Consider the following 26,620-nt stretch of genomic DNA (forward strand, 5'->3'; position numbering starts at 1 on the left):
CCGGTTCGGGTTCCTGACAAGGACGGTCGATGACGGCACATCTAGCGGCTGCGTTGATAACAAAACTCACCGTCTCCAACTTTCTCGATGAGGAAGACATCGAGGCGCTCCGACGGCTGCCCATACACCAACGCGAGTTCAAGTCGAGGGAAGCCATCGTGTCCGACGGTCAGCGTCCCCACGAGTGCTGTTTGATCGGGGACGGTTTTGCCTTTCGCTCGAAAACGACCGTCGAAGGCCAGCGGCAGGTTCTTTCCCTTCATATTCCTGGCGAGGTTCCGGATCTCCAAAGCCTTCATCTGAAGGTCATGGATCACGATCTTACGACGCTAACGCCCTGCACTCTCGGGTTTATTCCTCATACCGCGGTGAATGCCCTGAACAAGGAGCGCCCCAACGTTGCTGCCGCCCTCTGGCGAGAAACGCTGATCGATGCTGCGATATTCAGAGAGTGGCTCCTGAGTCTGGGCCGCAGATCTGCGGATGCGCGAATGGCGCATCTGCTTCTCGAGCTTCATCGAAGGCTTGACGCTGTCGGTCGTGCGCGGGAGTGGGAATTTGAGCTGCCGGTTACCCAAGCCGATCTAGGCGATTGCCTTGGTCTTTCGACCGTGCACATCAACCGGGTTCTGCAACATCTCAGAAAAGAGGGGTTGATCGAGGTTCAAAGAACGAACTTTCGCCTTCTAGATCCCCAGAAACTGGAGGCATTGGCTCAATTTGACCCGACTTACCTGCACCTGCATCCAGAGATTTAAGATTCCACCTTATGGGCGGAAACATCGATCCTGAAAATCGGTTTTTCTTCCCGTCTGACTTCAAGCGACCATTCTCCGCCTTCAGACGAGAGTGATGATTCGATGTCCCTCACGGTGAGAATGGCTTCCCGCCATGCCACCGCGTCACTCGCCAGATCCTGCGAGTGCAGAAACGTCTGGCCGTTCGTAATTTGAAAGGAATAGCGCGTCATGCCAATCCGAACAGACGGGGGGCTGCGTTGTTCCTATCGCAACAAAATCCCGGACGTTAACCCTTGTTATAGAGTTTCGAGACGCAAAGACTAAGCTTCAATCACCACCGCGAGGCCTTAGGCATCTATCGGTGATGAGCGCGCCAATTGTGCTCCCGCCTCCCTCCAACGGAAGAAGACCAGCGCGATGCCGCAGCAACGCCGACGTTTCAAGCACACTCAGACTTTTGAAGAACGACTAGCCGAGGAAGCTGAACGCTTCAGGAAAGCCGCAGAGAACGCTCCGCCGGGTTTGGCCCGGGAACTTCTTCTCAAGCGGGCTCGGCAGGCTGACGCGGCTTCTCACATGAGTGATTGGCTAAAGTCGCCTGGACTACAGCGACCCACCTGATGCCATGGCTCGGGAGGTATTGCGCCTACGTCGTGAGCGACGCCGGCCATATCCGCAATCGCTTTTTGCAACAATGATGAGGAAGCCAAACGGCGAACTGAGCTGCTGGTTGATGGCCACATCCTCGAGCCATCGCAAGACGCGCGTCGGATCGCGACTTCGACCCCAAAGTAGCGCATTGCTGGTGCGCGGGTAAGGCAAGTCAGTACAGAAGTGTACACAGCCGGCCAACGGACCACCAGCGACGCTAGTCGGCCCTTCCGATCCGCACTTAGCAACCATTGAGTTGCAAGACTGTTGGGCAATTGCAGCGCGCCCGCTGTGAGGAGACAGCGAGATGCTATTTTACCCCTTCTATTCGGCCCTCATGTTAGCGGCGAAGCTCAGAACGTCATCGACATGCGCCTATGGAAGATCGCCACCGGCGGCGTGCACGCTGGGAAAGAGACGCAACTGATGGTCTCCGAAAAGATCGATGCCGCAGTGGAAGCTAGCGCGATGCTGATGGGTGGCGAGACCACGGGCGAGGTCATCGACTTCTATCGCAAGCAAGTGGCAGCTAATGCGACGCGGCTTACCTAATGCCGAGGCGCACCAGTACCGCGTGTGGGATGAGCGGGTACAAGGATCATCTTCGTTCCTAAAGAAGCGCGCGGACAATAGGAACGATGAGTGGCGAGTCTAGTTGGACGGTCACGAACAATGGAGACGGTAATGACCACCACAGCAAAGGACGTATACGTCGTCGGCCTGCGCAATGCGCACGCGATGGAAGTACAGGCGAGAGAACTGATGGAGCGTCAATCGGAACGACTGACCGACTATCCTGAGGTAAGGGCGCGGTGAAGGAACATCTGGCAGAAACCAACAACCAGCTCAGTCGTCTTGAGCAATGCCTGGAAGCGTGCGGTGAAAGCAATTCCACCCTCAAGGACACTGCGCAATCCGTGATGGCCAACATGATGGCAATGACCCATGCAATGGCTGGAGACGAAATTCTCAAGAACACCTTTGCCAACAACGCTTTTGAGCATTTCGAGATCGCCGCATATAAATCGCTCCTGACCCTATGCGACAGCGCTGGTCAAGGCAGCTCCCGGTCGCTGCTGGAGCAGAACCTCAAGGAAGAGGAGCGAATGGCGGCCTGGATCGATGCCAACGTTGCAAAGGTGACCCAACAGTATCTCGCGATCGAACAGAAGGCGGCATAATCATGTACCATCACGTCAAGAAACTGATGTTCACCGTGCGCGTCGACGAGCCGGACGTTCGATTCGGCAACATGCTACTGGAGCAGTTTGGCGGTGCCAACGGCGAGCTGGCTGCTGCCATGCAATACTCCATCCAGGGATTGAATTGCGAAGACCCTGACCGCAAGGATCTCCTGATGGATATCGGGACCGAGGAGCTCAGTCACCTCGAAATCGTCGGTTGTCTGGCACGCATGCACCTCAAGCCCTCGAAGTTCGACCGGCAGGCGGCAGAGACCGACCCGCTGATTGCGATCGCCGGAGGTGGCGGCGTTAATCTGTTCAACTCGCAAGGCAATCCGTGGACCGCGGACTACCTCAAGATCACCGGCGAACTCGACGTCGACCTGCGCAGCAACATCGCGGCGGAAGCCAGGGCCAAGATCGTCTATGAGCGGCTCATCAATTTTTGCGACGACGCCGGCACCAAGGACGCGCTTCAGTTTCTCATGACCCGGGAGATCACCCACATGAAGGCTTTTGCCGCAGCCTTGGAAAGCATGAAGAAGCCGGCGTTCAGCATCGGCAGGCTCGCCCCGACGCCAGGGCTGGTGAACCAGTTCTTCAACGATTCCACGGGGGCCGGCGATGAAGGCGAGATCGATACGCGTGGTCCATGGAACCAGGGCGGCGAATGGGAATTCGTGGAGTCGCCCGCCTTCTCGCAGTCCGAGTCCGGCATCAATGGCACGCAACCGATCAAGACAGAGAGTTCGCCTCCCCTCGCGCCTGAGGGCATGGCTGAACTTCTGGTCGACGAACTGCGGGACATCCTGCACGCGGAGAAGCAGTTGACCAAGGCACTGCCCAAAATGGCAAAGGCGGCGCGGTTTGATCGCCTGAGAGAGCTTTTCGAACAGCATCTGATAGAAACCGAGGAGCAGGTCGAGCGGCTCAACGAATGTTTCTCGCTGCTCGGCGAGACCGCCCGGGCCAAGACGTGCAAGGGCATGATGGGTCTGGTGGAGGAAGGCCAGGAAGTCATGGAGCAAGGTGCGGACAAAGAAGACGCGCTTGCCGATCTCGCGCTCATCGGATCGGCGCAGCGGGTCGAGCACTACGAGATTTCCGGATACACGACCGCCAAAAACCTGGCACAGCAACTGCGCCACAGCGCCGTGGTGGAATTGTTGTCAAAGTCACTGGCAGAGGAAGAAAACTCCGATCAACTGCTGAATCAGGTGGCCCGGAGCTTGATGTCGGTTGCCCAGATGCCGGCGGCCGTCGAGCGTATCGAAGTCGAATAAGGACTGCCGGCCGGCGCGCCATGCAAGCGCGCCGGCCGCCTTTCGTGCGTGGTAACCGAGTTCGAGGAGCGAAACAGGTGCAAGCCGTCACAGCACGCAAATGAGAAATCATCGTCCTCCCCTGAACGACGATCGTAGCCCACTGCTGGATTTGATGACCTGCACTATTTGCATGCAGACGATGAAGATCGAGAAGGCCGACCCGGACGAAAACGGCAACGATCTCATTCACTACCGGTGCGCTATTTGCCAGGCAGTTGAAACGGTGCGGCTCGTTCGCCGCCAACCTCCGATCAGCCAGCCGAAAAGATCGCTGTGAAGCGCATGGTTGACGAGTCGGGCTCTAATTTCGGCGAGGCCCGCTGAGAGCTGTGAATCGAGGCCGGTCGTTTCGTCCTGTTGATGGCTCACTGGTAACTGCGAGCCGCCAAAGCAACAGCAACTTTCATCGTTCGATATGAACCGCCTCAGGGTCCTTGCCGATAGCGGCAGTACTCATCGCCGTTGTCGTATTCGATGCAGATCTTCACGCGCCTCCGAGGGCGATCATCGTCGTAGCTTGGATAGTCCCGGTGTCGGTCCGCACGGTCCCAACCTCGATTGTCGCGGTCGTTTCGATCGCTGTATCGACGCCGATCCATGTCGAGCTCGCGATATTCTTCGCGGTCACTGCGTCGCACTTCCGGACCCATTTCACGGTCATCGCGGCTCATACGGTCGCCGTCACCCCGGCGCGTCCGCCAGTCCCGACCCATTTCCCGCTCCTCGATCTTGGGTTGGGCCCGGTCGGTGCGTTGATCTCGCGGTTGCTGGGCATTCTGGTCGGATGGGGCGGGTTGAGTAGGCACGCTTTGCGGCGACGAAATCGGCGGCTTCCCTTCGCCCTGGGCAAAGGAGGGCAGGCTCGATGAGGCCAATAAGAGGCTGGCGAGGACAACAACGCGCATGTATTTTCCTCCGGTGAAGTGGCCACCAGTAACGATTTCCTGATGGATTGGTTCACCTCAAAGGTAGCTATTCGGGACGCGCTGACTGCAGCCTATAGAGGATGTTAGGCAGGCGTCGCTTATTGATACTGTTGATGTTAAACGTCGCGACCCACGGCGACGGCCTGCGCGACCCGAATATAGTCAAGCAGCGGCGCGCCGGCGTCCTGATGGTCGACGAGCTTGACCACATTTGGCTCCAGGTCCGGCGGAACAGAAACGACGGGCCTGGCAAAGCCGCGGGTTTGAGCACCGGCTGGTTCGGTGTGTGCCCATGCGTGCCTGCCCGCTAGTTCCTCCATTAACTGTTCCGGTGTGAGCAATTTTGACCACTACGTCGGCTGCCGGACATGCCAGATTATCCCGATCACCGCTCCGCCTTCGGCTTCCATCGGTGACTGAGAGTGTTGCGCTCCCGCCTGACCAAAAGGGATGCATCACATGCCCCAACCTCATACCCGTCCTGAACCGTCGCTGATCCCATTTGAGCGGCCCCGCTGCCCCCAATGTTCCAAACGAATGATGCTGACCATGATCAGCCCAGCGTCTGACCGCGATGACAGCCGGACCTTTGAGTGCGCCAATTGCAATCACACGATGACGCGCACCGTCGCGCGAGATCCGATGTCGGATAAGTCGGGCTGGCAATCCAGCACCCTCAAAGCCCCGGAGTGAGGCTGTGCGGCGCCGCCTTGTCAGCCCCAGCACGACACTTGAAGAACGCCTGATTAATTTGGCACGACGGGTCCGGTCAGATGTGGAGACGCTTGCGCCATGCAGCGAGCGGGACGAATTAGTCCAGAAGCTTCGCCAGATTGAAACGGCACTTGATATGAGCGAGTTCCTGCTGTCCTCTGGCTCCAATCGCTAGTTTGGCCGCCTCAGTTTGGCGGCCTTTTTCATTTCGCGAGCCGCAGAAATGCGGCCCTATCAGGGGCCGGGAGGCTGCGCTGGGGGCCGCCCATTCCAACCGCAACGCTGAAAAAAAACGCCAACGGCGAGTAAAGTTAACGCAACTTGGTTGGATCGTTCCCCGAACTACTTTGGAGTACTTCCGCGCTCCAGAGCTTACGCCCTCATTGGAACCTGAGCCGAGATAGAAGTTCAAACGTCATTCTAAGTGGTTTTTTGTCACGGAGTGCATTGTGAGTGACACGCAAGAATTTAGCAGGCTGGTGGTCGGCGCTCGCTTCAAGATGAGTGAACTCGGAGCCACTCGATGCCGCTCGCTGGCCGGCAAGACTGGGATCGTGGTCGAGGTTTTCCGAAGCAATACAGGCGTCACCGTTCTGTTCGATGGTGCCAACAGACCAACTTGCCTGCACCGTGATTTTATCACCCCGATCTCGCGATGACGCATTGGCCGGACTTTACCCGCTTATGAGAGAAGGTGTTGTGGCGGTGGCGCGGGCGCCTTCCATCCCCCCGCGCGTCACGGCCTCGGCGTCCCGGTCCGGAGATTGCTGTGAAAATGTCCAAAATTTTCCGGGCTTTGTGCCGGGTAAGACTACGGGCCCTGACTTTTCATTATCCACTTAGTCGTTGGTCCCTTTTAACTTTTTAGGTGGCCCTTTTTGGTCCACGCCAGCGCCGCGTTCTTGCCGCGGTCTGTTCGTCCCCCGAAGGGGGTAGTCCGGAACAGAAACGGCAATTGCAAAGAGGGAACGCCTTACCGCGCGCCAAGGGATTTAGACCGTAGTTTTAAAATTCGAAGCCGCAGGCGGCCTCTAAGCTGCGCCCGCATTTACTTCCTTGCGACGGCCGATCACACTTCAATTACCCCGGGTGCTGACCCGAGTCTTCAGAACAACCTCGCCGTCGGGAATGCCAAGGGCATCGAATACAGTGGACTGTATGGGCACCCGCGCTTCAATTGTGTTGCCCCGCGCCGCCGCAAGATGGCGCCGAACGGCCTCTGCGGCATGGTGCCTGTCCGCAACGCGGGCGTAGTAGGTTTTGGAAGACTCAAAGTCATCCGACGGGCTCTCCTTCACATTGACAGCCCAGCCACTCGACATCAAACTACTTCCTCACGATCCGCGCAGCGCGCCGATGGTCGTTAGATCAAACCTCAATTACGGGATGATGTTCCAGGCACTGCCGAGCTTCCTACTCCGCCGCGGCGACCACCTTCTCGACGGCACGCACCGGCGATAAGCATCGCAGATTTGAACAGCGCTGATAGGATGGCGACCAGCCAAACTTGGCTTTAATGCATCTTCACCCGGAGACGCATGGGGCTATCTGATCCTAAGCCTCCAGCTTCGAGGTAGCGTGGAAGGATTACCTGCCGCGATGCACTGGACAATCTGGCATATCCGGAAACCGATATACTGGTCAAAACACCTCAACGGGTGGGCATTAATCCGCGTCGCACTGTAATTCGATGGAACGTTGAACTGCTCAGCATGTTGGCTCTTCAATCATGACCGTTTTGGTCAATAATAATCTTTGGAGTGCTGAAATGACCAAACGTAAAGCGCCAACGGCGTCAAAGCCCGCCCGCAGTTCGAAAGTAACCGCGAAGGCCCAACGGGCCAATTCGGCTGTTATTAGAAGCTCTAAACCCAGCCGCGTGCGCTCGGTTGCAGCCGACCCGATTAGATTGTCCCCCAAGGGTCATGCCCCGAAACAAACGGCTGCCATTCTTGAGAGTCCGGCGATGGCACTGCAGGACTCCGTCAAACAGATCATGAGCGAAACGGAATTAAAGAAAGGTTTTGATTTTTCTTCAGCCACGGCAACAGCGCGGGCGTATCAAGTAAAGCTGTTGGAAATGGCACAAGCCAACATGCAATTTGCGCTTGAATTCGGACCGAGGCTTGCGTCGATCAGGTCGCCCTTTCAGTTAATCCGCGTAATTGAAGAGCTCACAAAAGAGCGGATCGCAATGTTCCGCAAGTTCTCGAATGAAATGGTTGAACTAAGTATTAAGCGATGAAGTCCCAAAGGCCACTTATCCGAGCAGCGACACTTCCATCTTTACGGACATATAAGTAGAGGACGGTGGATGTTCGATTAATGATGTGGCAGTCAATCGCGTAATCGCGTTGCGAATGATGCTTTGAACTCACGTCATCAATGGAAACGTGAGCGAGGTTGCCCTCCCCCTATCGCTGCTTTCGTGATCCACTGCGCCGCCGATCTGACGTGCAAGCGAGGCACCTCACCATTGCCGATACCCTACCAGGCGCACCCTTATCCTACCGCCCTCCGGGCCGAATGCATGCTTGATACTGTACATCGCAGTCTCATTTAAAATGAGGATCAATGCAGATTGGCCGCCGGCTTTAGCTGGCCGCAATGCTTCACATGAGGGTAGTCGTCTTAATATCAATTGCCGAAAGGCCGCTCGTCGCTGGTCGTCAAGGAAGCGAATGCCCGAGGAAAAAACGCAATATTTCCCTCGTTGCGTCCGGTCCCCGCGGATCGGTGTACGAGCCCGCAGGACTACCGCCCGACCAAGCGTGGGCAGCGCCATGGATATTCCAATACTCCAGGATTTCGCGTCCGCCCGCGTCGGTGTGGGTCGTGCGGGTGTACTCATGCCCTCCAGGTATCTGCCCGCGATGCACCGTTTTTTGCGTGCTCGTTGTACCTATGGCCTGTTCAAGAACTTGACCGCCATTGTTTGGATGCACGGTGGTGTCGCGGTCACCGTGAAAAATAACTGCCGGTACAGACGGCCCGTTGCCGGAAATGCCCCTGCGACCGGATCCGCCGCCTTGCCGCATCGCGGCAAATGCGGAGGGCATGTCAGTAGCGGCCCCGCAGGCGAGGCCGGAATGGATCCCTACCGCCGCATACAGATCGCTGTACGTTGCTCCCATGATAGCTGCAGCGGCCCCTCCGGCCGACAGTCCGGCGACATAGACGCGTTTTGGATCGACCGAATAATCGCGCATGACCTGGCGGGTAATGCCCGCGATAAGCGAGGGCTCACCGCCGCCGCGTTGCTGGTCGCCTGCGCGAAACCAGTTCCAGCACTTCGATTGGTTGGCGTCGCTGCGCTGGGCCGGATAGACCACGAAACAGGTTTGTTCTTCTGCGATGAAGTTCATTCTCGTACCGGCAGCGAAATCATCCGGCGACTGGGTGCAGCCGTGAAGCATCACGACCAAGGGAATCGGCTGCCCCTGATAGCCACTAGGGACGAAGAGCTTGTAAGCTCGGCTTCCCGCCGGATTGCTGTAAGCGGCTTCGATGAAATTCGTCCCGTCCGGCGCGATTTCCGATGTCGACGGCGGGGTGCGCTTCACGCCTCGCATTCCGAGCCAGGAGCCATCCTTTGCTCGATCGAGTAACGGCCGAAGCCCGCGCGGTGGAGCGGAAGGGGCCCGCGCCAAGTGCGCGCTATCGGTCTCTTCGACGTCATTGACCTTCGCATCGATGGTAAGCGGCTCGCGGCCTGTAAGAGGGATGCGCCCCACCGTGCGCCATATCGCGTCCGGCGTGCGTTTGCCGCCGAACATACGCTGAAGTAGCGCCGTGGCCTCCGCGAGTTGGCCCGCATGCGTCAGCCGTGTGGCTTCGCGAATCGTGTCCTGATCCAGCATCGAATTTACCCTATTCTGTCGGCGAGAGCGGCCTTGACCGCCGGACTGGCGTGCAAAGCTCCGAGCACGGAGACTGAGCCAATGGTGGCGCGGGCGAGATCGGCAGTGACGTCTTGGGCGATGCTGGCAAGGCCCAGAACATTGATGTGCACCATCTCGCCGGCCCGCCGCGCCGCTTCGAGATCCGCTCGGCTGTAATTCCTCAGACCGAGCTCCAGGCTTTTTCGGGCCGCGGACTGTTTGACTACGTCTGCGTGCCGTTCGAGTTGGTTACGGATCGCTGTTCGGATAAAATCAGTGCGGTTCGAATAGAAACCTTCCTGCACCATCAAATCCACGTGCCCAAGATCGACATACCCGAGATTGATCGTGATTTTTTCGGTCTCGGCAGGCTTTGGTCGCAGTTCGTGGACATTAGGGGGCATTTCTCACCATCCATATACCATCTCTATGGATGGTATATGGATGGTGAGAGCCGGTATTCAAGGGCGCGCCGGCTGAATGATTGTGCGCCGTCGCCCCCGACCATCGGCAATGGTTTGGGCATTGCGGTGACGGCCGCATTTGTGGCTCGCAGTCCGCTGTCTGACTCAAGATTGGTCTGCTCTGCGAGCCATAAGCGGTTGTGTCCGGAAGATCCGCTTTTCCAGACGGACTCGCCTTCCGTCGATATGCCCGGAACTATGGATGGGCTGGGACTCGCTCACGTGCGCGCGCGGCATATAAAGCTTTATCGTCGTCCCTTCGCCGACGACGCCTGGCACATTAGCGCCGGATCCGCGATCATCGACGGCGAAATCGTCGTTCCGGCCGCCGACGGCACCACGGATTTTTCGGTCCTGCAAAACGAAGTGAAGGGCAAGTCGACGCGCATCGTGATGGTTGCCTTCGACTTGCTCTATCTCAATGGCTACGACCTGCGAAAATTGCCGCTGATCGAGCGTAAAGCGCCGCCGGGCTATCCATTTCGATCCCCGCGGCGTGGCAAATATCGATCGCATGATTCAACCGGGTTTTGCCCTTGATTTCGGATGTTTCGAGCTTTCCTTTGAATCTGATTTGATCACACTCAATTCTCCGTTTGCCTCCAGACAAGCCTCTCGAACCTCGGCGAGTTCAGAAACTCCTTGTTGTCGCAACTGACCCCTTAGCTCTTCTTCGGTGATAAACTCCTGGCGCATATTACGGCGATTCATCTTGCCATTTTTTATAAGCGGAAGCGGCGGGGGAGATAAAAGCCGCTCAAATATTTTGAAGCGGTAGCTGATCCAATTAAGGAACAGGTTCCAGAATACGATAGTGAGGACCAGAACTACACCCTCTGTAATAGACTTATATTCTTTGGCAAATCCGTTTTGTCCAGCGTCGGCTATCACGACAATAACAAGTATGTCGGCAATCCCAATTGTTGAGGTCTGACGCACCATCACAAACCGTAAGATAATGAAAAGCGACAGGTACATCACCGTGCCCCTCAACATCATCTCCGCAACGGAATGGGTCGGAATTATCAGCTCCGCCCATTCGATTAACAGTAATTTGTCCAAGTTTTCCTCGCATTAGAGCCTGTTGCCAGCCTTCGTCCCCATGGACCGCAAAATCAAATCTCAAGAGATCGACCCTGTCCGGTCGACCGCACGCGTTGCTATCGAAGCTCGTTCAAAGGGTTGCTTAACATCAACTGATCCAAATCTTTCGAGCGTTGTACGGTGATTGACGACGATCAGAGGAAATCGAAGCAGCAGAGCGGCCGCCTGCTTCCAGTACCAGGAGTCGGCGGTCATCCTCATCGGTCCAAGGTGGTTCTTGTTCGCGTCATCGCATCAACCGACGCGGTTTGTGAGATGCCCCAGCCTTGCTAGTTGGCGTCGCGGTTCTCTTTCACATAAAGGTCTTTTGTCGCCTGATCGGTCATTCGCTTTTCCGCGCTGGTGCGGCTGCGGGTGCGCAAGATTCCATAAGCGATGGCAATGCCCAAAACAACAGCACCGCCAAGCCATAGCGCGACCGGAAGATGCGATCCTGTCTCAACCGGTAGTCCTTGGGCCGCGGCACCTTCCGGTAAGCAAAGCAACAAAAGCGACCCGATGATGCCTGTGGCTGTGCCGGATAGGTAGGTAGCCGCTACGCCGCGAGGCAAAATCCCCATCTGCAAATCCTCCGTTTAGGGAGTCTAAATCCCCGACGACGTCGAACGTTCCTGTACGCGTCTTAAGCGCTGGCACCTCCAAACGTTGTCTTCAGCACTAGGCGGTGAATTTGCAACCAACAGTCTGGAGCAGCGTTAGACCACGCACCGCCGGGTGACAACCGGACGCAACGGGGATGTTGGACGCGGAGCATTTTTCCGGTTTCTGCCCGCGACATCAACGCATCGGTACGCGCTGACAACTAACTCGTTTCCGGCGAGTGCACTTATTCAATCGCCTTCATGTTGCCCGCGGGGAACAAACCTCTCGATTCAGAACTTGGTGTCTTTTGGAGGCACCATGGCCGTTAACAAACCCAAAGGCGACAACGCTCGTAAAGGCGCAGTCAAGAAGCGCACTCAGTTAAAAAATCCACTTACAAAGACATCGACCAAGCGCAACAAGAAGGGCGGGCAGTTCATGGCCGTCAAGAAGACCGCCATGAAATTCAAAGGCGTCCGACGTGAAAAGTAGATGAGCCGCTTCTTCCTCGCGATAATCGCGATCAGTGCTCTGATTTTACTGGCGCTCTATCTGCATGTGGTTGCCCTGTAGGCTGTTCAACCGCCACCCGGATGCACCGGCATGGCATTCCGGCACCGCACTGGCAACCTTGAAAGGAACCAAGCCACATGTGGGTGGTTCTCGCACACCAATCTGATTCCTTCGCAAACCGGACAATCAACCCCTCTTAGCTTATCCCATCGTTGCCGCAAGTCCGTTGGTTGAGCTAACCAAGATAACGGGGATCGGATGTGTCAGGTCTTTCACGGCACGCACCTGGGCTGGTGTCGGGTAGCGTACTTTCGATGGCTGACTGTCGCATGTGCAGTTTGTGCCACGAAGAATTTTCTGTTCCTTTTCACGGCTAAAATCTTGCCAAAAACTCCCGGCAAATCAATGCGGCCATTCCGAGGGGGATTCCCATGGTCTGGTGGCCCGGCGTATGTCGTCCGGCAACGTCGTGCGTCGGGCCCTCCAAAAGCTCGGCCCCTGGAGCGCGCAATCCAGGGCCGCCTTGCGAGGCTTCTGTAACGTTTCTGCAAGCTCGCGTTGGGAATCGCCGCGTCGCTCAGTTAGCGAATAAAAGAAACGGCCCCAGTCTCGGGATGAGACATTGGGCCGCTTTGTTCGGCCCGGCGGCCTTGGGGGCTGATCGCCGGGCGAGCGCGTACCAAGTTGCCAAAAACTGAATCGTTCCCTGGGCCGTTTCAAGGACTCGCGCGACATCAAAGTCAGCGAAAGTTTTCAGACAAATTCCGCAGGACGCAAAGGCGACATCGTGGTGAAGGCCGACCCGATTCGCAGTGCGACGCAATTCAGGAACAGGATCGGTCTCGCGGCGAAGTGGGCACGGGGACCGGACAACAAACGCTTCTTGGATAACACATGTGACGCCAATCCAGCCTAATCCTGCATTCCCATTACAGTCACGAACCGGAACAACTGGATGATCTGAGGATTCATCCCTGACGAGGGAGATTTTCCGGTGCTGATGACTCACACGCCAAGGCCACCGAGCCGCACACTTCAGGGATGGGCTATCGAAGTCCTGCAGGAAGTCGGCGCCATTCGAGAGTGCGGAGAGCACGGATGGATGCAGGACGGCGCCGATCCGGATGCCCGCGAGCGCGCGCTCGAAATCGCCCGCAAAAGTCCGCCGCCAGGAGTATCACCGCAGGTGGCTGCTGGAGCCGTCGCACAAGTTCTCGATTCGATAGGAGATACGTGCCCCGAGTGCCTGCCAGAATGATGCCGGTCGCCCGCCGCTACGTCGATTGTTTGAAGCAATCTTGGGTGCCTAACCACGCGCGCGCTGCAGCGCAGCTTCCAATCGCTCCCTCTCCTTATCCCAGCGGACGTTTTCGGTTCGCGATCTCTTCTCGAGAGCGGCCGCCTCGGCCTGGATGGCCGCAACTTTCTCCTCATGCTCCCGCTCGGCCGCGTCCAGCGCCGCTTGCGCCTTATCAACGGCCCCTCGCCGGCGTTCGCGCTCCTTCTGTTTGGCAGCCTCTTCCCTCGCCCGTTCACGCTCGCGTCGCTTCTGTTCCATTTCGAAGGCAACTAAGCCCTTGCGCTCCGTCGCCTTGTCGACCGTACGCGGGGAAGGCTTCTTCACTTTGTGGCTTTTCGACTTGCGGACAGTCTTCGGTCTTTCGCCGTCACCCAAATTGGTGGGTAGTTCAGCATGCTCGCCAAAGGGTCCGTCGGAGCCGACAGGCCGCCTGAGAACGACGCCCGGCTTCGCCATGGTCGCCGAGAGTACGTCCGGATCGTCAGTTTCCTTCGCCGCGCCCTGGTGGAAGAGATTGCTGTCGGCGCCCCACGCTTCCAGAGCCGCTTTCATCGACGGCGCGGCAATTGCCAGATCGAAAAAGCCCAGCGAAGTCTGATAGGTTTTCAGTTTTCTCGCCATAAACCAATGCTTCCCCGCACCTTCCACTGGCCACTGCCATGGTCAGCCTTATCGTTATCTCGCAAGTAGCGAATTTGCGAAACAAGCGAACAGCGAGGCCGGACCATGATGGATCTCGGCCGCCCCGGCCCGCCGCAGCGAACCCTCCGTGAACCCGCCGCACAGCACGCCGATGGTTGAGATCTTCGCCTTCCCCGCAGCGATCACGTCGTAGGGCGTGTCGCCGATCGCGACGGCCTCAACGCCTTGGATCCCGAGCTTCTCTAGAACTACCTCGAAGATGTCCGGCGCAGGTTTCGATTCCTCGACGTCGTCAGACGACGTCGTCACCTCCACCAGTTCGGTAATGCCAGCGATTTCAAGATATTTCTCGACTTCATCCTTCTTAGCGGAAGAGGCGACGGCAATCCGAAGTCCAGCGTAGCGCACGCGTCGTAGCAAGTCCGGGACCGCCGAAAAGGGACGTACAAGCGGCAGATACTCGGTCTTGAAACGATTGCCGCGCCACTCTTCCAATTCTTTGCCGTGGTCCCGTTGTTCATCAGCGGACAGGAAGACGGGAATGAGCTTGTCCCCTCCCTTGCCTATTTGGCTCCGAGCTTGCTCGAAACTCACATCATGGCCGAACCTAAGCATGGCTTCCTGCCATGCGAGCGCGTGGAGATCGACCGAGTCCAGAAGCGTGCCGTCCAGGTCGAAGATAGCGGCTTTCGACAACTTGCAATCCTCCATAGTCGAAGCGAGCGAGTTCGCTTCCTGTGGCACGGCAAGTTACCCGCTCAGTATCCGTTATTATGAACCGCACTTTGGCCGCCAAGTCCTCTATGCTGAACGGCTTCGGCAAAGATGTGTACCGGCATTGTGGACGATGGCGTTCCGCGTGTAGCCAGTGGTGAACAGTACCTTGACGATGGCTTCATGGCCAAAAGCCGGGTCTAGGCTGACTTACGCTGCGGTTTCGCCGACGGCTTCTTCGCCGCAGCTTCCTTCGCCGACTTCTTGCCGGCGATCGGCATGAGCATTTCCTTCTGACCGCTTGCGACCTTGCGTGGCTTTTTGGCCGGCTTGGAGTCCTTTGAAGCCTGTGCGCCGCCAATACTCTTGCGTAGCGCGTCCATCAGGTCGACGACGTTCTCCCCACGGGGACGCTCTTTCGCAGTGATGGGTTTGCCGGCGCGCTTCTGGTTGATGAGGTCAATGAGGGCCGTTTCATACTGGTCTTCGAACTTGTCTGGCTCGAAGTGACCCGCCTTCTGATTGACGATGTGCTTGGCGAGATCAAGCATGTCCTTGGTAACTTTGACGTCCTGAATATCGTCGAAATACTCTTTCTCCGACCGGACTTCGTAGGGATAGCGCAGCAACGTTCCCATCAAGCCCTTGTCCAGCGGATCGAGGGCGATGATGTGCTCCCGATTGGTTAGCACCACGCGACCTATCGCGACCTTGTTCATCTCGCGGATGGTTTCGCGAATGACGGCGAAGGCGTCGTGGCCGACTTTACCGTCGGGTACCAAGTAGTAGGGACGGATCAGATATCGCGGATCGATCTCGCTGCGGTCGACGAACTCGTCGATCTCGATGGTTCGCGTCGATTCCAGCGCGACATTCTCGAGCTCCTCCTTGGTCACCTCGATGTACGTATCGGTATCGACCTTGTAGCCCTTGATGATGTCTTCGTTTTCAACTTCCTCACCCGTGTCTGCGTCCACCTTCGCGTACTTGATCCGGTGGCCCGTCTTTCGGTTGAGCTGGTTGAAGGAGACCTTTTCGGATTCCGACGTGGCGGGATAGAGCGCTACCGGACAGGTGACGAGGGAAAGACGCAGGAAGCCTTTCCAGTTAGCGCGGGGGGCCATGGCTGGGAACTCCAAATACTGTTGCTGGGTTCAAGACGAACGGGCAGCCTTGGTTCCGACAGGGTGGCTTCCCAAGAAGATGATTTTTTCTCAGACCCCAGCACAAGCGGACTCGACTTTCGTTCTCTTTATGTTCTAGTTCAGGGATGATCGACCGACCTGCGAGCTGGCGCATGCCTACCCCGAAACAGCTGGAAAAACTGGCCGCAGAGGCGGTCCGGAAAGCAGCGAGCCACGGTGCGGCTCCTGACCCTGCGACCCCTGCCGAATATTGGGATGTGATCCTCAACGATCCTCGAGCAGGGACAAATGGGCTTCGATTGGCGCAACGACATCTCTCGGAAATCCAGCGCCACGTCCTGCGCGTCTTCTGCCGACGTTGCGACCGGACTGTGGAAATCCAGACCGCCGATGCGGTCCGATTTTATGGCGGCAACGCGGTCTGGAAGCATGTCGCGCAGCGGCTGCTGGACAACATCTGCCAACAGCGCACCGGCCGGCTTGAAGAAGACGGCTGCTGGCCGGCGTTCGATGCGACTTAGCCTTTCACCCAATTTAGTCTGCACTTGGATCTCCGAATGGCGCCGAAACACCACCCCACGCCGCTTTCGGGGAGTCACCGAAAGGCTTTGATAAAGGAGCTCGGCAAGGCGCGCGCGATGACGGGTATCCTGGCTGCGCAGTCATTGGAAATGCGTTCCAAGGGCGCTGCGCTGATTCAACAGGCCGACAGGTTGCTCTGCGAAAGCTGGAACGAAAGGATGTGGAGCGATGGCGAGCCGATCGATCCGTCACCCACCATCGACCAAGCTATCAATGGCGGCTTTCCCTGGCTGGAAATCCGGTGCTCAAGGTGCAACACGCCGAACGATGTCGACCTGGCAGCTCTTAGACACCCGCCGACCACTTTCGTGCACGATCTCGCAAGTCGGCTGCGCTGCCGCAGGTGCACCAAGATCGGGCGCCGCCCCTCGGCGACCTTGCTCCAACTTAGCTGGCAGCCGCGCCATCCCAGAACCGAAGCTTAAACGAACAATCTCTATTCGGCGCACTACTGAGCCGAGCCATCTGGCCGCTGATGATGGCGAAGATCTTTGGTCCAAGATCCGTACCGAAGAAGTTTGAAGCATTTCCGAAGGAAATGGCACTCCGGCCATCTCAGATAAGGGCTTCTGCCGCGGAGTCGGCGCTAATGATCCCGGACGCGTTCATGCTGCGCAATCAGTATGCTGACCTGAAAATGCCAGTTGTCATCATTGCTGGCGAGCAAGACAAGCTCATCGATATCGACACTCAGTCAGCCCGCCTGCACTCCGGCGTTCCCCAGAGCAAGTTTCAGAAAGTCGCGGCGAACGGCAACATGATCCAACAGACTGCCACCGATCAGGTGATGTCAGCGATCAAGGAAGTCGCGGGCCAATCGACTGAACTTGCCGCCTGAATAGCTGGACCTAAGGCCGGGCTTGCGGCGCGCAAGAGCGTCAATCTTTAGACGGCTTTGGTTGAGTTTCGCTGACCGGATCAGATGCCGGAAAGGTATCCTCCAGACCCTTTTCAAGCTTTCTCTGCTCCTTGTCGGCTTGCACGGCGTGCTTTGGATCGTCTGCGTGCTTGTCGCGAGGCGCCGGGTTGAATTCCTTGGACATAATGCCCTCCTCTTTACGCACTCAGATCGAGTGCCAGCGTTCGCTCGACAACCCGCGAAACCAGCTTTCGTTGCTGATACTAGGAACGGAACCTGATTGGGGCAGTTGACCGGCCGGAGTTTCATAATGTCCGATGCTGTCGACTATCTGCACGCATACGCCGTAAGAGCCATCTGTAAGGCGCGACGGATGCCGATTGGCAAGTCAAAGCGCCTTCAACGAGCAGTCGGGCGAATTTATCTGCTTTTGACCAAGGAAGCGGCTGTCGCCCCGAACGTCGATCATCTCGACGATTTTCGAACGGCGCGCCAAGTGGAAAAGTCGATCGCCACGGAAACCGGCTCGGCGATGCCGGCGATCCAGAAGTGGCCGCCTACCTGACACCTACACCGACTGCCGAGACGTTGGCGTTAGGAAGCAAATACTCCAAGGAAAGCCCTCGAAACCTTTCGTTGCGCTTTGTTGGCAATGGCCGGCCTCTTAAAACGCCAATGCGTCGTAAGCTCGCTCTTGTGGGAATCGCAAATCGGGACACATTGTTCGCTCTCGCCCACGCGGTAAAGCTGACTGGGTTCGATAATTTACGCCCGCTTTCAGACGCGGTAGCCGGAACCATGTTTCTCGTGACTGGTTGGCGTGACGGTTGACGCAATGAAAGCATACTGAATGCGCTATCTAACCAGTCGGTCACTCGTTTGTTGGATTCTTCCCTTTCTTGTTGTTTCCAGCGAGTGCATCGCTGCGCCAGAGTGCGACTCCCTCGAAACCCGGAAGGCCGTGCTCCAATTTGTCTTGGGCGACGGCAACAATCCACTGGTTACTTATGCGGCCAAGAATTCAACGGCCGGTAAGGCGTCGGCTGACGCGACCTCGCAACATTCAAAAAGCGAAAAGCCTCTGTATCAGCTCGGTCAGAGGATAGTTACGACCTCAACGAGCAAGGACAAGCTGACGGTGAAATGCAGTGGCGGGATTTCGGCCGCCGTCGGCGATATTAAAGCGACGAAAGAAGTGACTTTCACCGTCCAGCAGTCGTCCGACGGCCAGACTTCCGTCTCCGTTGATCCGTTTCAGTTTTGACTCCTGCTAAAGCCTCATTTCAGATTGGGGGCACGGGTTAGTGGCGCACTGGCTCCAACCGGCGGTCTTCATGGCGTAAAGGCCCACGGCGAGACGTCGCTGAGCTCTGTCCATTGACCATGAGGCAGACATCGGGCTTCGACAAGCGACAATTTTACCTCGGCCCGTCCGTCGGCTTCCACTCGTCGGCGCGCAGAAGAAGTCTAACTCCGGCGCTCTAAAAGTATGCTACTTAAGGCTGGCGGAATTTTTCGCGTGCAACACGCCTCGCATTGAAGTAGCTCAAACGATAAACTCACCTTCCTCCTCTCCGTCCCAGTACGTGATACGAGAAGCCTTCACTTTAATGAGTACGATGTTGGGAGTATCAACGCCATTCCCGAACCACCGGTCCAAGTCGCTGGTCCAATGAGCTTTAAATATTGCTTTGTCTCGGATTAGCTCGGCCTGCCCTTCGACCGCTACATAGATAGCATCGGAAAAAATGCCCCCGTGGCTGGTAAAGCCAAGTGCCACCTTAGGGTTCTTTTGTATGTCAGCAACCGTCCGTGCTTGCTCAAATGTAAAATAGTAGGAGGTGCCGTCATACTTTACGTCACCATTGTTGCTCATCGGTCGATTGGCGATTTGGCCGTTTTCCGTGTGAGTCGATAAGATCGCAACGTCAATCCCCGCCATTCGTTGCGAAATATCTTCCAAAGATAACGATTCTTGGTTCATGTCTGGTCCTCGTCGCTTTCAAAAGCTTGTTTCGACAAACCCTGCGCCCGTCGGCCGTCAAGTCAGCGGCACTTTTAATAACTCCTGGATGCGCCAAAGTTTCAGGGGAAAGCCAGGAGCTCTAAGCCCGCGGTGGCAGCGTGCCGAAAGCCGGGCCGCCCTGAGCGACGATACGTTTTCTTGCTCGTCTGGATAAAGAAAAGCGCGAAGACCTGCACTAAACGAACCTAACGCCGACAGCACAAGGATACCGCCCCAAAAGTAATCGCCGTAGCGCTCAAGAAACGTCCGCTCTGTTCCGTCGATGTACGCGGCTACGCCAGGATGCGCGGGAATAGCCGTATCCTTTTCTGTATTAGGTTTTTCGATCGTCGCTGTATCAGGTATCTCGCGCAATATCATTTGACGATGAGCGAATAGCTCACGGGAAAAGGCCGCAGCAGATTGCTCCGAGAGGGCTTTGCCAGCGACGACAAGATCGCTAACCGCGACCACACTTACTGCTTCTGGCGGCAATGCTGGGTTAGATCCGAAAGCAGACTTTGGTATCTCTACAGCCTCAATCGTCGGCTTTCCAGGGCAAGAAAATTTGGCGCTTCCCGAAGCCTTGAGAACGATCGAAACATTTCCGCAGCCGCCTTGCTCTTGATTGCACCCATGGTCGCAAAGAAATTAAAACTTTTGTCACCTGCCATGGCATCCATGGTGCCAAGTGGAACGATTTCAACCTTGCTGGGTGCAACGCCCTCTGAGGATAGAACAACATTGAGCAACGCAAGGTCTGCAGATGTCCCGTTTAGTACAGCGATTCTGGAGCCGACGAGGTTCTTCCACTCTGTGGCTCGAGAAGACTTTTGACCAGGTATGTGTGTCGTCCAAAGAAAAAGTGCGCTTTTTCGTAACACAGCAATAGAAAGCAGATCGGCGGACATTATATCGCTTCGGACGGCCGCTAAGTCTGCGTCGCCTCTCCTCAAGAGCGTTGCCTCCTGACCTTGGTCCACCACGCTTACTGAGAGACGTACTGAGCTTTGTTCACGTGTAAGAACGCGAGTTATAGCTTCGACGATCCTGGCATCTCGCTGGCGAAGGCCACAGCGATACGAAGTGTCATGGGTCTCAAGGTCGCAAACAGGATGCCACTGGCGATCATTGCAACGAAAAAGCTTGCCGCGGCCAAAGCGTAAAGAACTCTGCGTCGATGTTCATTTCTCCGCCGTCTAGACTTCCGCGACGCTGCCTTTATGGCCATGAAATTGCGCCTTTCGAAGGATACTAGACATTGCTTAGAGAGCAGGACGTCGCGTAACGACTTCTGCGATCGCTTTGGCTTCGATGGCAGCTCGACTAACGACGATCCTCTCAGACCACAGACTCTTAGTATTCACAGTTGAGCCTGTTTCAGTCCTGCCGACCGGCCATACCGATTGCTGCAAAGCATCACCGATTCTGCCATGCCAACCTTAGCCGCTCCCACTTTGTTTCCATCCAGGTCAGAGATCTAACGAGAGGTTTTTGCAAGAATGGGACATCCTGCGCAATGAAAAGGAGACCGAGGGGCAGCATCCAGATACCCAACACAGGTAAGAAGCTAAAGACACCGCCAAGAATCAGCAATAAAGCGACAGTTAGACGAGCCGCGAATGAGGACGGCTTTCGCAACCACTGAATGAACCGAGAGATCCTGGCCGGCACTCGCCGATTGATCATCTCGAAATACCTATTCATCTCTTTATAAGAGGCAGTCATTTCATCTCGCATTAGCTATCGCCCGCGCAACTATTGGGAACAACGCTAGAGCTCCAGAGTTCCGCGGGTGCAAGACGTTGTTCGAAAGCGGCCTGCCGGAAGCTGGCGACAAACGATCTATTCCCTCGCTCAGCCCATCCGAAAGGGACATTAGTCAGGCCGCGTGCGCAGGTATGTCAGGCTCCGGACAATTCCGGAGCCTTTTTAACGACCCTGAATCCTATCCACCGTACAACTGGACTCGATCAATGGCGCGTAAAAGCAATACGAAATGGTCCGAGGAGGACGACCGGCGGCTTCCCGAGTTGCGAGCGGCGGGGGAGTCAGTCCTCTCGATTGGGCTCATGCTTAGGCGGTCGTCGTCAGCCATAGAGGGCCGCTTGGGGGTTCTAAAAGCAAAGGCGCGGGGCATAAAGTCGGAGCAGTTGATGGCAAACGGCGCGGCCGCCGGCGATTAGTCTTGCCTTGCTTAAAGAGGCGCGCTGTCAAGTTTCGAATGTGAATCGTCTTGCTGAATTTGGAACGTTTGGAGCTTGAGCCGGTTGCGCTCAGACGACATGGACCAGGGTTGTGCATGCCGTTTCCGCAAAGGAGAACGACCATGCGCGCGTTGTGTTGGCACGGCAAAGGCGACGTCCGCGTCGACACGGTGCCCGATCCCAAGATTCAGCACCCGCGAGATGCGGTGATCAAGATTACCGCCTGCGCAATTTGCGGCTCCGACCTCCATCTCCTTGATGGCTATCAGCCCACTATGGAAAGCGGGGATATCCTCGGCCATGAGAACATGGGCGAGGTGATTGAACTCGGCTCCGAAGTCAAAAATCTAAGAATCGGCGATCGCGTCGTCGTCCCTTTCACCATCAGCTGCGGCCAATGCTGGTTCTGCCAGAAAGGTCTGTTTTCGTGCTGCGACCGGACTAACCCCAATGCCGAAATGGCCGCGAAAGCCATGGGCCAATCGCCCGCTGGGCTGTTCGGCTTCAGCCATATGCTGGGCGGATACGCCGGTGGTCAGGCCGAGTATCTCCGCGTTCCGATGGCTGATGTGGGCCCGCTTAAGGTACCGGACAACGTGACTGACGAGCAGGCGCTGTTCCTGTCAGATATCTTCCCGACCGGCTATATGGCCGCCGTGAACGCGCAGATTGAGCCGGGCGACACCGTGGCAATCTGGGGCTGCGGTCCTGTAGGGCAATTCGCGATCCGCTCCGCGCTGCTGCTTGGAGCCGGACGAGTGATCGCAATCGACGAAGTCTCCGAGCGGCTGGCCATGGCTGAAGCTGGCGGTGCCGAGATTATCGATTTCTCGAAAACCGATGTCTACGATGAGCTCATGAAACGGACCAACAAGCGTGGTCCGGATAGCTGCATCGATGCGGTCGGGTGCGAGGCATCCGGTCACGGCGCGACCGACGCCGTGCTCGACAAAGTGAAGGCTGCAGCATTCTTGGCGACGGATAGGGTTCACGTTCTCCGCGAAGCAATCATGTGTTGCCGGAAGGCAGGTACGGTCTCAATACCCGGCGTTTACGTAGGCATGGGCGACAAAATACCGCTCGGCGCAGCCATGAATAAGGGGCTCACGATCAAGACCGGCCAAACCCACGTGCAGGCCTATACGAAGCCGCTTCTGAAGCTCATTGAAGCTGGCGATATCGACCCGAGCTTCGTCGTAACGCATCCTGCGAGCCTCGAAGACGCGCCGGAAATGTATAAGAAGTTCCGGGACAAGAAGGAGGGTGTGATCAAGGTCGTGTTGCGGCCCGGACGATAGTTCCAGCTGGCGAACTGAACGATTTGAGGTTTGGCGAAATCACATGTTCTTCTTCTTTTCAAACCGGGTGGGCTGCTTCGGCTCGCTCATCCTCTCGGCCGTCGTTACGGTGGTCCTTCTCCTCATCTTCGGAGTTCTTCGCTTCTGACCCGATGTTGCTTGTGCATGAACGCTTCTATCCGGCCTTCCATGAATTGCCGACTTAGGTCAGCCCTCGAACCTTCTTTCGCCCCAGTTTCCCCCGTCAGAGGGCGACGTCCGACGTTCCCGCGGGCCTCCAGAGTTGCGCGAAAAGTAGCGTTAGCCAAAAGTCGCTCTGAGCAGATCGGTGACCACCCAAGCCAAAAACGTCGCTATTGCGGCCAAAATCATTGTTGGATGGCGAGTACTGGCAATCTGGCGCCTGACGTTATCCCAAAAATTGCTCAAGGTCCCTCCGCCAAAGTCAACTGTCCGGCCCGATCTGGAGCTCAAGCAACGCTAACCGCTGCAAAGCGAGTGGATCGCATTCGCCATCCCGGACGAGTCGAAGGATTGTTTCCGCCAAGCGATGGATGATGTGTGAACTGACCGGCTCCGGAAGTGCGTTGATGGCATCCTGGAGCGCGATATCCATCATCTGGATCGCTTCCGGAGAAAATGACGCATCCGCAAAGTCCTTCATGTTTCTGCACGGCAAGGGGTTGAAGCATGCCGGTAACGGGAAAAAATGGCAATCGTTCCAAAATCATCGTTGGGACCGTGTGGGGGTCGCAAGACGAGGGGCTTCAAGGTTTCTGGACAGGGACGCGGACATGCGACCAGCGCGATAGGGTAGTCGGGGACAGCGACGAGCAGTTCCGATGCCGACGGGACGAAGTGGGGGCAGTTGTCTCCTACAAGCGCCCTTAGCCGAACCGGTCTTCCGTGCCTCGTCGACCATTTCAGCGCGCTTTTTTTAAATGCCGTCTGTGGAACCTGCACCGTGCCGAAGGGTTTTCCCAGCCTCTTGGACGGGTTGGACCACTGTCCTCGCTTGTGCTGAAGGGACAAAATGGACGCCGCCGTCAACAACCGAGAAAAGCTGAAAAATGGTACTGCGGGCGACTTTGTTCGTGTTTTTGGCGCCCGTGTGCACAATCTAAAGAACGTCTCGCTTGAAATTCCTCGCAACGCTCTTGTGGTATTCACAGGCGTCTCAGGATCCGGCAAGTCATCTTTGGCGTTTGGTACGCTCTATGCGGAAGCGCAACGCCGCTATCTTGAATCAGTTTCACCCTACGCGCGCCGGCTGTTTCACCAGATGGCGGTGCCCGAGATCGATGAGATCGAGGGTCTGCCCCCGGCGGTGGCGCTGCAGCAGCAACGCGGATCGCCCACCACGAGGTCGTCGGTGGGAAGCGTCACGACATTGTCGAACCTGCTGCGAATGCTGTATTCGCGCGCTGGTGACTACCCGGCTAACCAGCCGTTGCTGTACGCGGAGGCGTTCTCGCCGAACACGCCAGAGGGAGCCTGTCCGAATTGCCATGGCATCGGCCGCGTCCACGAGGTCAGTGAGCGCTCGCTGGTGCCTGATGACAGGCTGACCATTCGGGAACGGGCCGTCGCCGCGTGGCCGACTGCCTGGCAAGGGCAGAACCTGCGGGACATTCTGGTCACCCTCGGCTACGATGTCGATAGGCCATGGCGAGAGCTTCCGAAGAAGGACCGCAATTGGATCCTCTTTACTGACGAACGACCGACAGTGCCGGTCTACGCCGGATATACTCCCGCCGAGACAAAGCGAGCGCTCAAGCGCAAGGAGGAGCCCAGTTATCTGGGGACCTTCACCGGCGCCCGCAAGTATGTGCTGCAGACCTTCGCCACGACGCAAAGTGCGATGATGAAACGTCGTGTGACGCAGTTTCTGTCCAGTACCGACTGCCCAGTCTGCAACGGCAAGCGATTAAGGCCGGAGGCGCTATCGGTTACCTTTGCCGGAATGGATATCGCCGAAATCTCACGGCTGCCGCTGAAGCGACTTGGCGAACTTCTTCAACCCTATCTGAATGGCAGAAGCAGTGTTTCCGACACTCATCCTGAGAAGGCTCTCGTCGTCCAACGTATTACGGAAGATTTTCTCGGGCGTTTGGACGTGCTGCTCGATCTCGGGCTCGGTTATTTGACCCCTGAGCGCAGCACGCCGACGCTGTCTCCCGGCGAACTACAGCGACTTCGTCTGGCGACACAGGTTCGATCCAACCTGTTTGGAGTGGTCTACGTATTGGACGAACCGTCGGCTGGACTTCACCCGGCTGACACCGAGGCATTGCTTCGCGCGCTGGAGCGTTTGAAAGCTGCGGGAAATTCGCTTTTCGTCGTCGAGCACGAACTCGACATCATCCGACACGCGGACTGGATTGTCGACGTCGGCCCGGGTGCCGGAGAGCAGGGCGGCGAGATACTATATTGCGGTCCATTATCAGGCCTCGCCGAAGTGCGAGAATCTCAGACGCGGCGCTACTTGTTTGCGGAAGGTCAAACGGCCACGAGGTCGCCTCGGCATCCTCAAAAATGGGTCAAGCTTCGGGGAGTTACCCGCAACAACCTCGACCGTCTCGACGTCGACATTCCGCTGGCAGTATTTACGAGCGTCACCGGAATTTCGGGGTCCGGGAAGTCGAGCCTGATCAGTCAGTTTCTGGTGGAGGCCGTTGGCGACAAACTGGGTCAGCGAAAGGAGCCTAGCGAAGATGATGACGCGCTTGATGCGGGCGTAGAAACGTTTGGTGGCGACATTGTCGAAGGTCTCGACGGCATAAAGCGGCTGGTTGTGGTCGATCAGAAGCCGATTGGCCGAACGCCGCGCTCGAACCTTGCGACTTATACAGGTCTCTTCGATCATGTCCGCAAGCTGTTCGCAGCCACGAAGCAGGCTCGCGCCAGGCGCTATGATGCTGGTCGTTTCTCATTCAATGTTGCGAAGGGACGCTGCCAAACCTGCCAGGGGGAGGGATTTGTAAGCGTTGAACTGCTCTTTCTTCCGAGCGTGTACGCACCTTGCCCGACCTGCAAGGGGGCGCGCTACAACGCGAGGACGCTGGAGATCAAGATTCGAGACAAGTCGATTGCTGATGTGCTCGCCATGACGGTAAATTCAGCATTTGAGTTTTTCACCGACGACGCATCTCTCTGTCGGTCCTTGGGCGTTCTTCAAGAGGTCGGGCTGGGATACATTCGGATCGGTCAATCAGCCACGGAACTATCAGGCGGCGAGGCACAGCGCATTAAACTCGCCACCGAATTGCAACGTTCGCAACGTGGCGAGACACTCTACGTGCTTGACGAACCCACCACGGGCTTGCACCCGTCGGACGTGGCGAAACTGGTGGTTCAACTTGACGGTCTCGTCGAGTCTGGAAACACCGTAGTCGTTGTCGAGCATGATATGGGGGTAGCGGCAGCCAGCGACTGGATCATCGACATTGGGCCGGGAGCGGGCGACGAGGGCGGCCGGATCGTTGCATCAGGGCCGCCAGAACGGGTTGCGTCCACGCCTCAAAGTCGGACAGCTAAATATCTCGCCCAAGTTCGGTAAACGACCGTTGCCCGTGACGGCAAGTGGCAAAGGGCTGGTCATCGCAGAACGTCCGCCACGCCGGTGCCAAGGGCGAGTATCACAGCAGCAGATGCCAAATGCTGAGTCCTTCCTCCAGTTTCATGATGCATCGATGAAAGTGCAATGTTCAGATTTGGTTCCGTTGAGGGTCAGCGAGGAGCAACGAGGGCACCGACGATTACCACTTCGTCCCGGTGACTATTG

At 56.9% G+C, this 26,620-nt stretch carries 30 protein-coding genes and 3 pseudogenes; 17 read left to right on the forward strand and 16 right to left on the reverse strand.

Annotated elements, in window-relative coordinates:
* Window positions 1–29: 29 nt before the first annotated feature.
* Window positions 30–758 (forward strand): Crp/Fnr family transcriptional regulator, encoded by a 729-nt coding sequence (locus JQ629_RS22565; RefSeq protein WP_212414515.1) that lies wholly within the window; start codon window positions 30–32, stop codon window positions 756–758.
* Here the strand turns inward: JQ629_RS22565 and JQ629_RS22570 are convergent.
* Window positions 755–970 carry a DUF6894 family protein gene (locus tag JQ629_RS22570; RefSeq protein WP_212414516.1) on the reverse strand — a complete coding sequence of 72 codons (216 nt, stop codon included), beginning with the start codon at window positions 968–970 and terminating at the stop codon, window positions 755–757. The genes JQ629_RS22565 and JQ629_RS22570 overlap by 4 nt on opposite strands.
* Before the next feature lie 790 nt (window positions 971–1,760).
* Between JQ629_RS22570 and JQ629_RS22575 the strand changes: the two genes are divergently transcribed.
* The 4 genes and pseudogenes from JQ629_RS22575 (at window position 1,761) to JQ629_RS37210 (ending at window position 4,177) form a co-directional block, all read left to right on the forward strand.
* Window positions 1,761–1,943, forward strand: a complete 183-nt coding sequence (locus JQ629_RS22575; RefSeq protein ID WP_212414517.1) for a hypothetical protein — start codon at window positions 1,761–1,763, stop codon at window positions 1,941–1,943.
* A 132-nt stretch (window positions 1,944–2,075) separates the two neighbouring features.
* Window positions 2,076–2,572: pseudogene (locus JQ629_RS22580) on the forward strand (ferritin-like domain-containing protein).
* A gap of 2 nt (window positions 2,573–2,574) precedes the next feature.
* The gene (locus tag JQ629_RS22585; RefSeq protein ID WP_212414518.1) at window positions 2,575–3,858 is read left to right on the forward strand and encodes a DUF892 family protein; all 1,284 of its coding nucleotides are present in this window, start codon (window positions 2,575–2,577) and stop codon (window positions 3,856–3,858) included.
* A 181-nt stretch (window positions 3,859–4,039) separates the two neighbouring features.
* The gene (locus JQ629_RS37210; RefSeq protein ID WP_249135216.1) at window positions 4,040–4,177 is read left to right on the forward strand and encodes a hypothetical protein; all 138 of its coding nucleotides are present in this window, start codon (window positions 4,040–4,042) and stop codon (window positions 4,175–4,177) included.
* 148 nt (window positions 4,178–4,325) lie between these two features.
* On the opposite strand, the gene JQ629_RS22595 is transcribed toward JQ629_RS37210, so the two are convergent.
* Window positions 4,326–4,805 (reverse strand): hypothetical protein, encoded by a 480-nt coding sequence (locus JQ629_RS22595; RefSeq protein ID WP_212414520.1) that lies wholly within the window; start codon window positions 4,803–4,805, stop codon window positions 4,326–4,328.
* Window positions 4,806–5,989: 1,184 nt separating this feature from the next.
* Here JQ629_RS22595 and JQ629_RS22600 point away from each other — a divergent pair.
* A complete protein-coding gene (locus JQ629_RS22600; RefSeq protein ID WP_212270015.1) occupies window positions 5,990–6,199 on the forward strand; it encodes a hypothetical protein in 210 nt (69 codons plus the stop codon).
* 1,070 nt (window positions 6,200–7,269) lie between these two features.
* Window positions 7,270–7,785 (forward strand): Phasin protein, encoded by a 516-nt coding sequence (locus JQ629_RS22605; RefSeq protein ID WP_212414521.1) that lies wholly within the window; start codon window positions 7,270–7,272, stop codon window positions 7,783–7,785.
* A gap of 424 nt (window positions 7,786–8,209) precedes the next feature.
* Here JQ629_RS22605 and JQ629_RS22610 read toward each other — a convergent pair whose 3' ends face one another.
* Both JQ629_RS22610 and JQ629_RS22615 read right to left on the reverse strand, forming a co-directional pair.
* Window positions 8,210–9,400, reverse strand: a complete 1,191-nt coding sequence (locus JQ629_RS22610) for an extracellular catalytic domain type 1 short-chain-length polyhydroxyalkanoate depolymerase (protein ID WP_212414522.1) — start codon at window positions 9,398–9,400, stop codon at window positions 8,210–8,212.
* 5 nt (window positions 9,401–9,405) lie between these two features.
* The gene (locus tag JQ629_RS22615; RefSeq protein ID WP_211996179.1) at window positions 9,406–9,825 is read right to left on the reverse strand and encodes a ribbon-helix-helix domain-containing protein; all 420 of its coding nucleotides are present in this window, start codon (window positions 9,823–9,825) and stop codon (window positions 9,406–9,408) included.
* A 321-nt stretch (window positions 9,826–10,146) separates the two neighbouring features.
* Here JQ629_RS22615 and JQ629_RS22620 point away from each other — a divergent pair.
* Window positions 10,147–10,350 (forward strand): annotated as a pseudogene (locus tag JQ629_RS22620) (ATP-dependent DNA ligase); the annotation flags it as partial.
* Between the two features lie 54 nt (window positions 10,351–10,404).
* On the opposite strand, the gene JQ629_RS22625 reads toward JQ629_RS22620, so the two are convergent.
* Window positions 10,405–10,947, reverse strand: a complete 543-nt coding sequence (locus JQ629_RS22625) for a DUF421 domain-containing protein (protein WP_249135217.1) — start codon at window positions 10,945–10,947, stop codon at window positions 10,405–10,407.
* Between the two features lie 311 nt (window positions 10,948–11,258).
* Window positions 11,259–11,549: a hypothetical protein gene (locus JQ629_RS22630; protein WP_212414587.1), complete on the reverse strand. Its 291-nt coding sequence runs from the start codon at window positions 11,547–11,549 to the stop codon at window positions 11,259–11,261.
* Window positions 11,550–11,889: 340 nt separating this feature from the next.
* Between JQ629_RS22630 and JQ629_RS22635 the strand changes: the two genes are divergently transcribed.
* Complete coding sequence (locus tag JQ629_RS22635) at window positions 11,890–12,063, forward strand: hypothetical protein (RefSeq protein WP_212414523.1); 174 nt, start codon at window positions 11,890–11,892, stop codon at window positions 12,061–12,063.
* A gap of 1,015 nt (window positions 12,064–13,078) precedes the next feature.
* A complete protein-coding gene (locus tag JQ629_RS37215; protein WP_349631308.1) occupies window positions 13,079–13,342 on the forward strand; it encodes a hypothetical protein in 264 nt (87 codons plus the stop codon).
* A 48-nt stretch (window positions 13,343–13,390) separates the two neighbouring features.
* Here the strand turns inward: JQ629_RS37215 and JQ629_RS22640 are convergent, their stop codons facing one another.
* From JQ629_RS22640 to ku, 4 genes and pseudogenes are all read right to left on the reverse strand, one after another.
* A complete protein-coding gene (locus JQ629_RS22640) occupies window positions 13,391–14,005 on the reverse strand; it encodes a cell envelope biogenesis protein TolA (RefSeq protein ID WP_212414524.1) in 615 nt (204 codons plus the stop codon).
* Between the two features lie 54 nt (window positions 14,006–14,059).
* The gene (locus tag JQ629_RS22645) at window positions 14,060–14,737 is read right to left on the reverse strand and encodes an HAD family hydrolase (protein ID WP_212414582.1); all 678 of its coding nucleotides are present in this window, start codon (window positions 14,735–14,737) and stop codon (window positions 14,060–14,062) included.
* Window positions 14,738–14,789: 52 nt separating this feature from the next.
* Window positions 14,790–14,914, reverse strand: a pseudogene (locus JQ629_RS37940) (ATP-binding protein); the annotation flags it as partial.
* A 26-nt stretch (window positions 14,915–14,940) separates the two neighbouring features.
* Window positions 14,941–15,864, reverse strand: a complete 924-nt coding sequence (gene ku / locus JQ629_RS22650; protein WP_212414583.1) for a non-homologous end joining protein Ku — start codon at window positions 15,862–15,864, stop codon at window positions 14,941–14,943.
* A gap of 146 nt (window positions 15,865–16,010) precedes the next feature.
* Between ku and JQ629_RS22655 the strand changes: the two genes are divergently transcribed.
* Genes JQ629_RS22655 through JQ629_RS22665 form a run of 3 tightly spaced genes read left to right on the forward strand, consistent with a single transcriptional unit; the run spans window position 16,011 to window position 17,305 of the window.
* Window positions 16,011–16,406, forward strand: a complete 396-nt coding sequence (locus tag JQ629_RS22655; protein ID WP_212414525.1) for a hypothetical protein — start codon at window positions 16,011–16,013, stop codon at window positions 16,404–16,406.
* Between the two features lie 36 nt (window positions 16,407–16,442).
* A complete protein-coding gene (locus JQ629_RS22660) occupies window positions 16,443–16,892 on the forward strand; it encodes a hypothetical protein (RefSeq protein ID WP_212414526.1) in 450 nt (149 codons plus the stop codon).
* A 53-nt stretch (window positions 16,893–16,945) separates the two neighbouring features.
* Complete coding sequence (locus JQ629_RS22665) at window positions 16,946–17,305, forward strand: alpha/beta fold hydrolase (RefSeq protein WP_212414527.1); 360 nt, start codon at window positions 16,946–16,948, stop codon at window positions 17,303–17,305.
* 40 nt (window positions 17,306–17,345) lie between these two features.
* Here JQ629_RS22665 and JQ629_RS22670 read toward each other — a convergent pair whose 3' ends face one another.
* Window positions 17,346–17,510 carry a hypothetical protein gene (locus JQ629_RS22670; RefSeq protein ID WP_212414528.1) on the reverse strand — a complete coding sequence of 55 codons (165 nt, stop codon included), beginning with the start codon at window positions 17,508–17,510 and terminating at the stop codon, window positions 17,346–17,348.
* A gap of 126 nt (window positions 17,511–17,636) precedes the next feature.
* Between JQ629_RS22670 and JQ629_RS22675 the strand changes: the two genes are divergently transcribed.
* A complete protein-coding gene (locus JQ629_RS22675) occupies window positions 17,637–17,891 on the forward strand; it encodes a hypothetical protein (RefSeq protein ID WP_212414529.1) in 255 nt (84 codons plus the stop codon).
* A gap of 29 nt (window positions 17,892–17,920) precedes the next feature.
* Here JQ629_RS22675 and JQ629_RS37945 read toward each other — a convergent pair whose 3' ends face one another.
* A complete protein-coding gene (locus tag JQ629_RS37945) occupies window positions 17,921–18,064 on the reverse strand; it encodes a DUF4385 family protein (protein WP_212414530.1) in 144 nt (47 codons plus the stop codon).
* A gap of 112 nt (window positions 18,065–18,176) precedes the next feature.
* Between JQ629_RS37945 and JQ629_RS22685 the strand changes: the two genes are divergently transcribed.
* Complete coding sequence (locus tag JQ629_RS22685) at window positions 18,177–18,590, forward strand: hypothetical protein (RefSeq protein ID WP_211996190.1); 414 nt, start codon at window positions 18,177–18,179, stop codon at window positions 18,588–18,590.
* Window positions 18,591–18,872: 282 nt separating this feature from the next.
* Here JQ629_RS22685 and JQ629_RS22690 read toward each other — a convergent pair whose 3' ends face one another.
* The 3 genes from JQ629_RS22690 to JQ629_RS22700 are packed head-to-tail and all read right to left on the reverse strand — an operon-like array spanning window position 18,873 to window position 20,317.
* Window positions 18,873–19,310 (reverse strand): pyridoxamine 5'-phosphate oxidase family protein, encoded by a 438-nt coding sequence (locus JQ629_RS22690; RefSeq protein ID WP_212414531.1) that lies wholly within the window; start codon window positions 19,308–19,310, stop codon window positions 18,873–18,875.
* 57 nt (window positions 19,311–19,367) lie between these two features.
* A complete protein-coding gene (locus JQ629_RS22695) occupies window positions 19,368–19,805 on the reverse strand; it encodes a type 2 periplasmic-binding domain-containing protein (protein WP_212414532.1) in 438 nt (145 codons plus the stop codon).
* A 56-nt stretch (window positions 19,806–19,861) separates the two neighbouring features.
* Window positions 19,862–20,317 (reverse strand): ABC transporter substrate-binding protein, encoded by a 456-nt coding sequence (locus JQ629_RS22700; RefSeq protein ID WP_349631310.1) that lies wholly within the window; start codon window positions 20,315–20,317, stop codon window positions 19,862–19,864.
* 1,343 nt (window positions 20,318–21,660) lie between these two features.
* Between JQ629_RS22700 and JQ629_RS22705 the strand changes: the two genes are divergently transcribed.
* On the forward strand, window positions 21,661–22,836 hold the full coding sequence (locus JQ629_RS22705) for a zinc-dependent alcohol dehydrogenase (protein ID WP_212414534.1): 1,176 nt from the start codon (window positions 21,661–21,663) through the stop codon (window positions 22,834–22,836).
* A 445-nt stretch (window positions 22,837–23,281) separates the two neighbouring features.
* Here JQ629_RS22705 and JQ629_RS22710 read toward each other — a convergent pair whose 3' ends face one another.
* Window positions 23,282–23,500 (reverse strand): hypothetical protein, encoded by a 219-nt coding sequence (locus tag JQ629_RS22710; protein WP_212387376.1) that lies wholly within the window; start codon window positions 23,498–23,500, stop codon window positions 23,282–23,284.
* 369 nt (window positions 23,501–23,869) lie between these two features.
* On the opposite strand from JQ629_RS22710, the gene uvrA reads away from it, so the two are divergent.
* Window positions 23,870–26,395 (forward strand): excinuclease ABC subunit UvrA, encoded by a 2,526-nt coding sequence (gene uvrA / locus JQ629_RS22715; RefSeq protein WP_212414535.1) that lies wholly within the window; start codon window positions 23,870–23,872, stop codon window positions 26,393–26,395.
* Window positions 26,396–26,620: the final 225 nt, after the last annotated feature.

The organism is Bradyrhizobium sp. AUGA SZCCT0222 (assembly GCF_018130205.1).
GTDB lineage: Bacteria > Pseudomonadota > Alphaproteobacteria > Rhizobiales > Xanthobacteraceae > Bradyrhizobium.

Excerpts from the sequence above, each read along its gene's own strand:
- JQ629_RS22565 (WP_212414515.1), top strand. The coding sequence starts at position 30 with ATGACGGCACATCTAGCGGCTGCGTTGATAACAAAACTCACCGTCTCC.
- JQ629_RS22570 (WP_212414516.1), bottom strand. The coding sequence starts at position 970 with ATGACGCGCTATTCCTTTCAAATTACGAACGGCCAGACGTTTCTGCAC.
- JQ629_RS22575 (WP_212414517.1), top strand. The coding sequence starts at position 1,761 with ATGCGCCTATGGAAGATCGCCACCGGCGGCGTGCACGCTGGGAAAGAG.
- JQ629_RS22585 (WP_212414518.1), top strand. The coding sequence starts at position 2,575 with ATGTACCATCACGTCAAGAAACTGATGTTCACCGTGCGCGTCGACGAG.
- JQ629_RS37210 (WP_249135216.1), top strand. The coding sequence starts at position 4,040 with ATGAAGATCGAGAAGGCCGACCCGGACGAAAACGGCAACGATCTCATT.
- JQ629_RS22595 (WP_212414520.1), bottom strand. The coding sequence starts at position 4,805 with ATGCGCGTTGTTGTCCTCGCCAGCCTCTTATTGGCCTCATCGAGCCTG.
- JQ629_RS22605 (WP_212414521.1), top strand. The coding sequence starts at position 7,270 with ATGACCGTTTTGGTCAATAATAATCTTTGGAGTGCTGAAATGACCAAA.
- JQ629_RS22610 (WP_212414522.1), bottom strand. The coding sequence starts at position 9,400 with ATGCTGGATCAGGACACGATTCGCGAAGCCACACGGCTGACGCATGCG.
- JQ629_RS22615 (WP_211996179.1), bottom strand. The coding sequence starts at position 9,825 with ATGCCCCCTAATGTCCACGAACTGCGACCAAAGCCTGCCGAGACCGAA.
- JQ629_RS22630 (WP_212414587.1), bottom strand. The coding sequence starts at position 11,549 with ATGGGGATTTTGCCTCGCGGCGTAGCGGCTACCTACCTATCCGGCACA.
- JQ629_RS22635 (WP_212414523.1), top strand. The coding sequence starts at position 11,890 with ATGGCCGTTAACAAACCCAAAGGCGACAACGCTCGTAAAGGCGCAGTC.
- JQ629_RS22640 (WP_212414524.1), bottom strand. The coding sequence starts at position 14,005 with ATGGCGAGAAAACTGAAAACCTATCAGACTTCGCTGGGCTTTTTCGAT.
- JQ629_RS22645 (WP_212414582.1), bottom strand. The coding sequence starts at position 14,737 with ATGGAGGATTGCAAGTTGTCGAAAGCCGCTATCTTCGACCTGGACGGC.
- ku (WP_212414583.1), bottom strand. The coding sequence starts at position 15,864 with ATGGCCCCCCGCGCTAACTGGAAAGGCTTCCTGCGTCTTTCCCTCGTC.
- JQ629_RS22655 (WP_212414525.1), top strand. The coding sequence starts at position 16,011 with ATGATCGACCGACCTGCGAGCTGGCGCATGCCTACCCCGAAACAGCTG.
- JQ629_RS22660 (WP_212414526.1), top strand. The coding sequence starts at position 16,443 with ATGGCGCCGAAACACCACCCCACGCCGCTTTCGGGGAGTCACCGAAAG.
- JQ629_RS22665 (WP_212414527.1), top strand. The coding sequence starts at position 16,946 with ATGGCGAAGATCTTTGGTCCAAGATCCGTACCGAAGAAGTTTGAAGCA.
- JQ629_RS22670 (WP_212414528.1), bottom strand. The coding sequence starts at position 17,510 with ATGTCCAAGGAATTCAACCCGGCGCCTCGCGACAAGCACGCAGACGAT.
- JQ629_RS22675 (WP_212414529.1), top strand. The coding sequence starts at position 17,637 with ATGTCCGATGCTGTCGACTATCTGCACGCATACGCCGTAAGAGCCATC.
- JQ629_RS22685 (WP_211996190.1), top strand. The coding sequence starts at position 18,177 with ATGCGCTATCTAACCAGTCGGTCACTCGTTTGTTGGATTCTTCCCTTT.
- JQ629_RS22690 (WP_212414531.1), bottom strand. The coding sequence starts at position 19,310 with ATGAACCAAGAATCGTTATCTTTGGAAGATATTTCGCAACGAATGGCG.
- JQ629_RS22705 (WP_212414534.1), top strand. The coding sequence starts at position 21,661 with ATGCGCGCGTTGTGTTGGCACGGCAAAGGCGACGTCCGCGTCGACACG.
- JQ629_RS22710 (WP_212387376.1), bottom strand. The coding sequence starts at position 23,500 with ATGAAGGACTTTGCGGATGCGTCATTTTCTCCGGAAGCGATCCAGATG.
- uvrA (WP_212414535.1), top strand. The coding sequence starts at position 23,870 with ATGGACGCCGCCGTCAACAACCGAGAAAAGCTGAAAAATGGTACTGCG.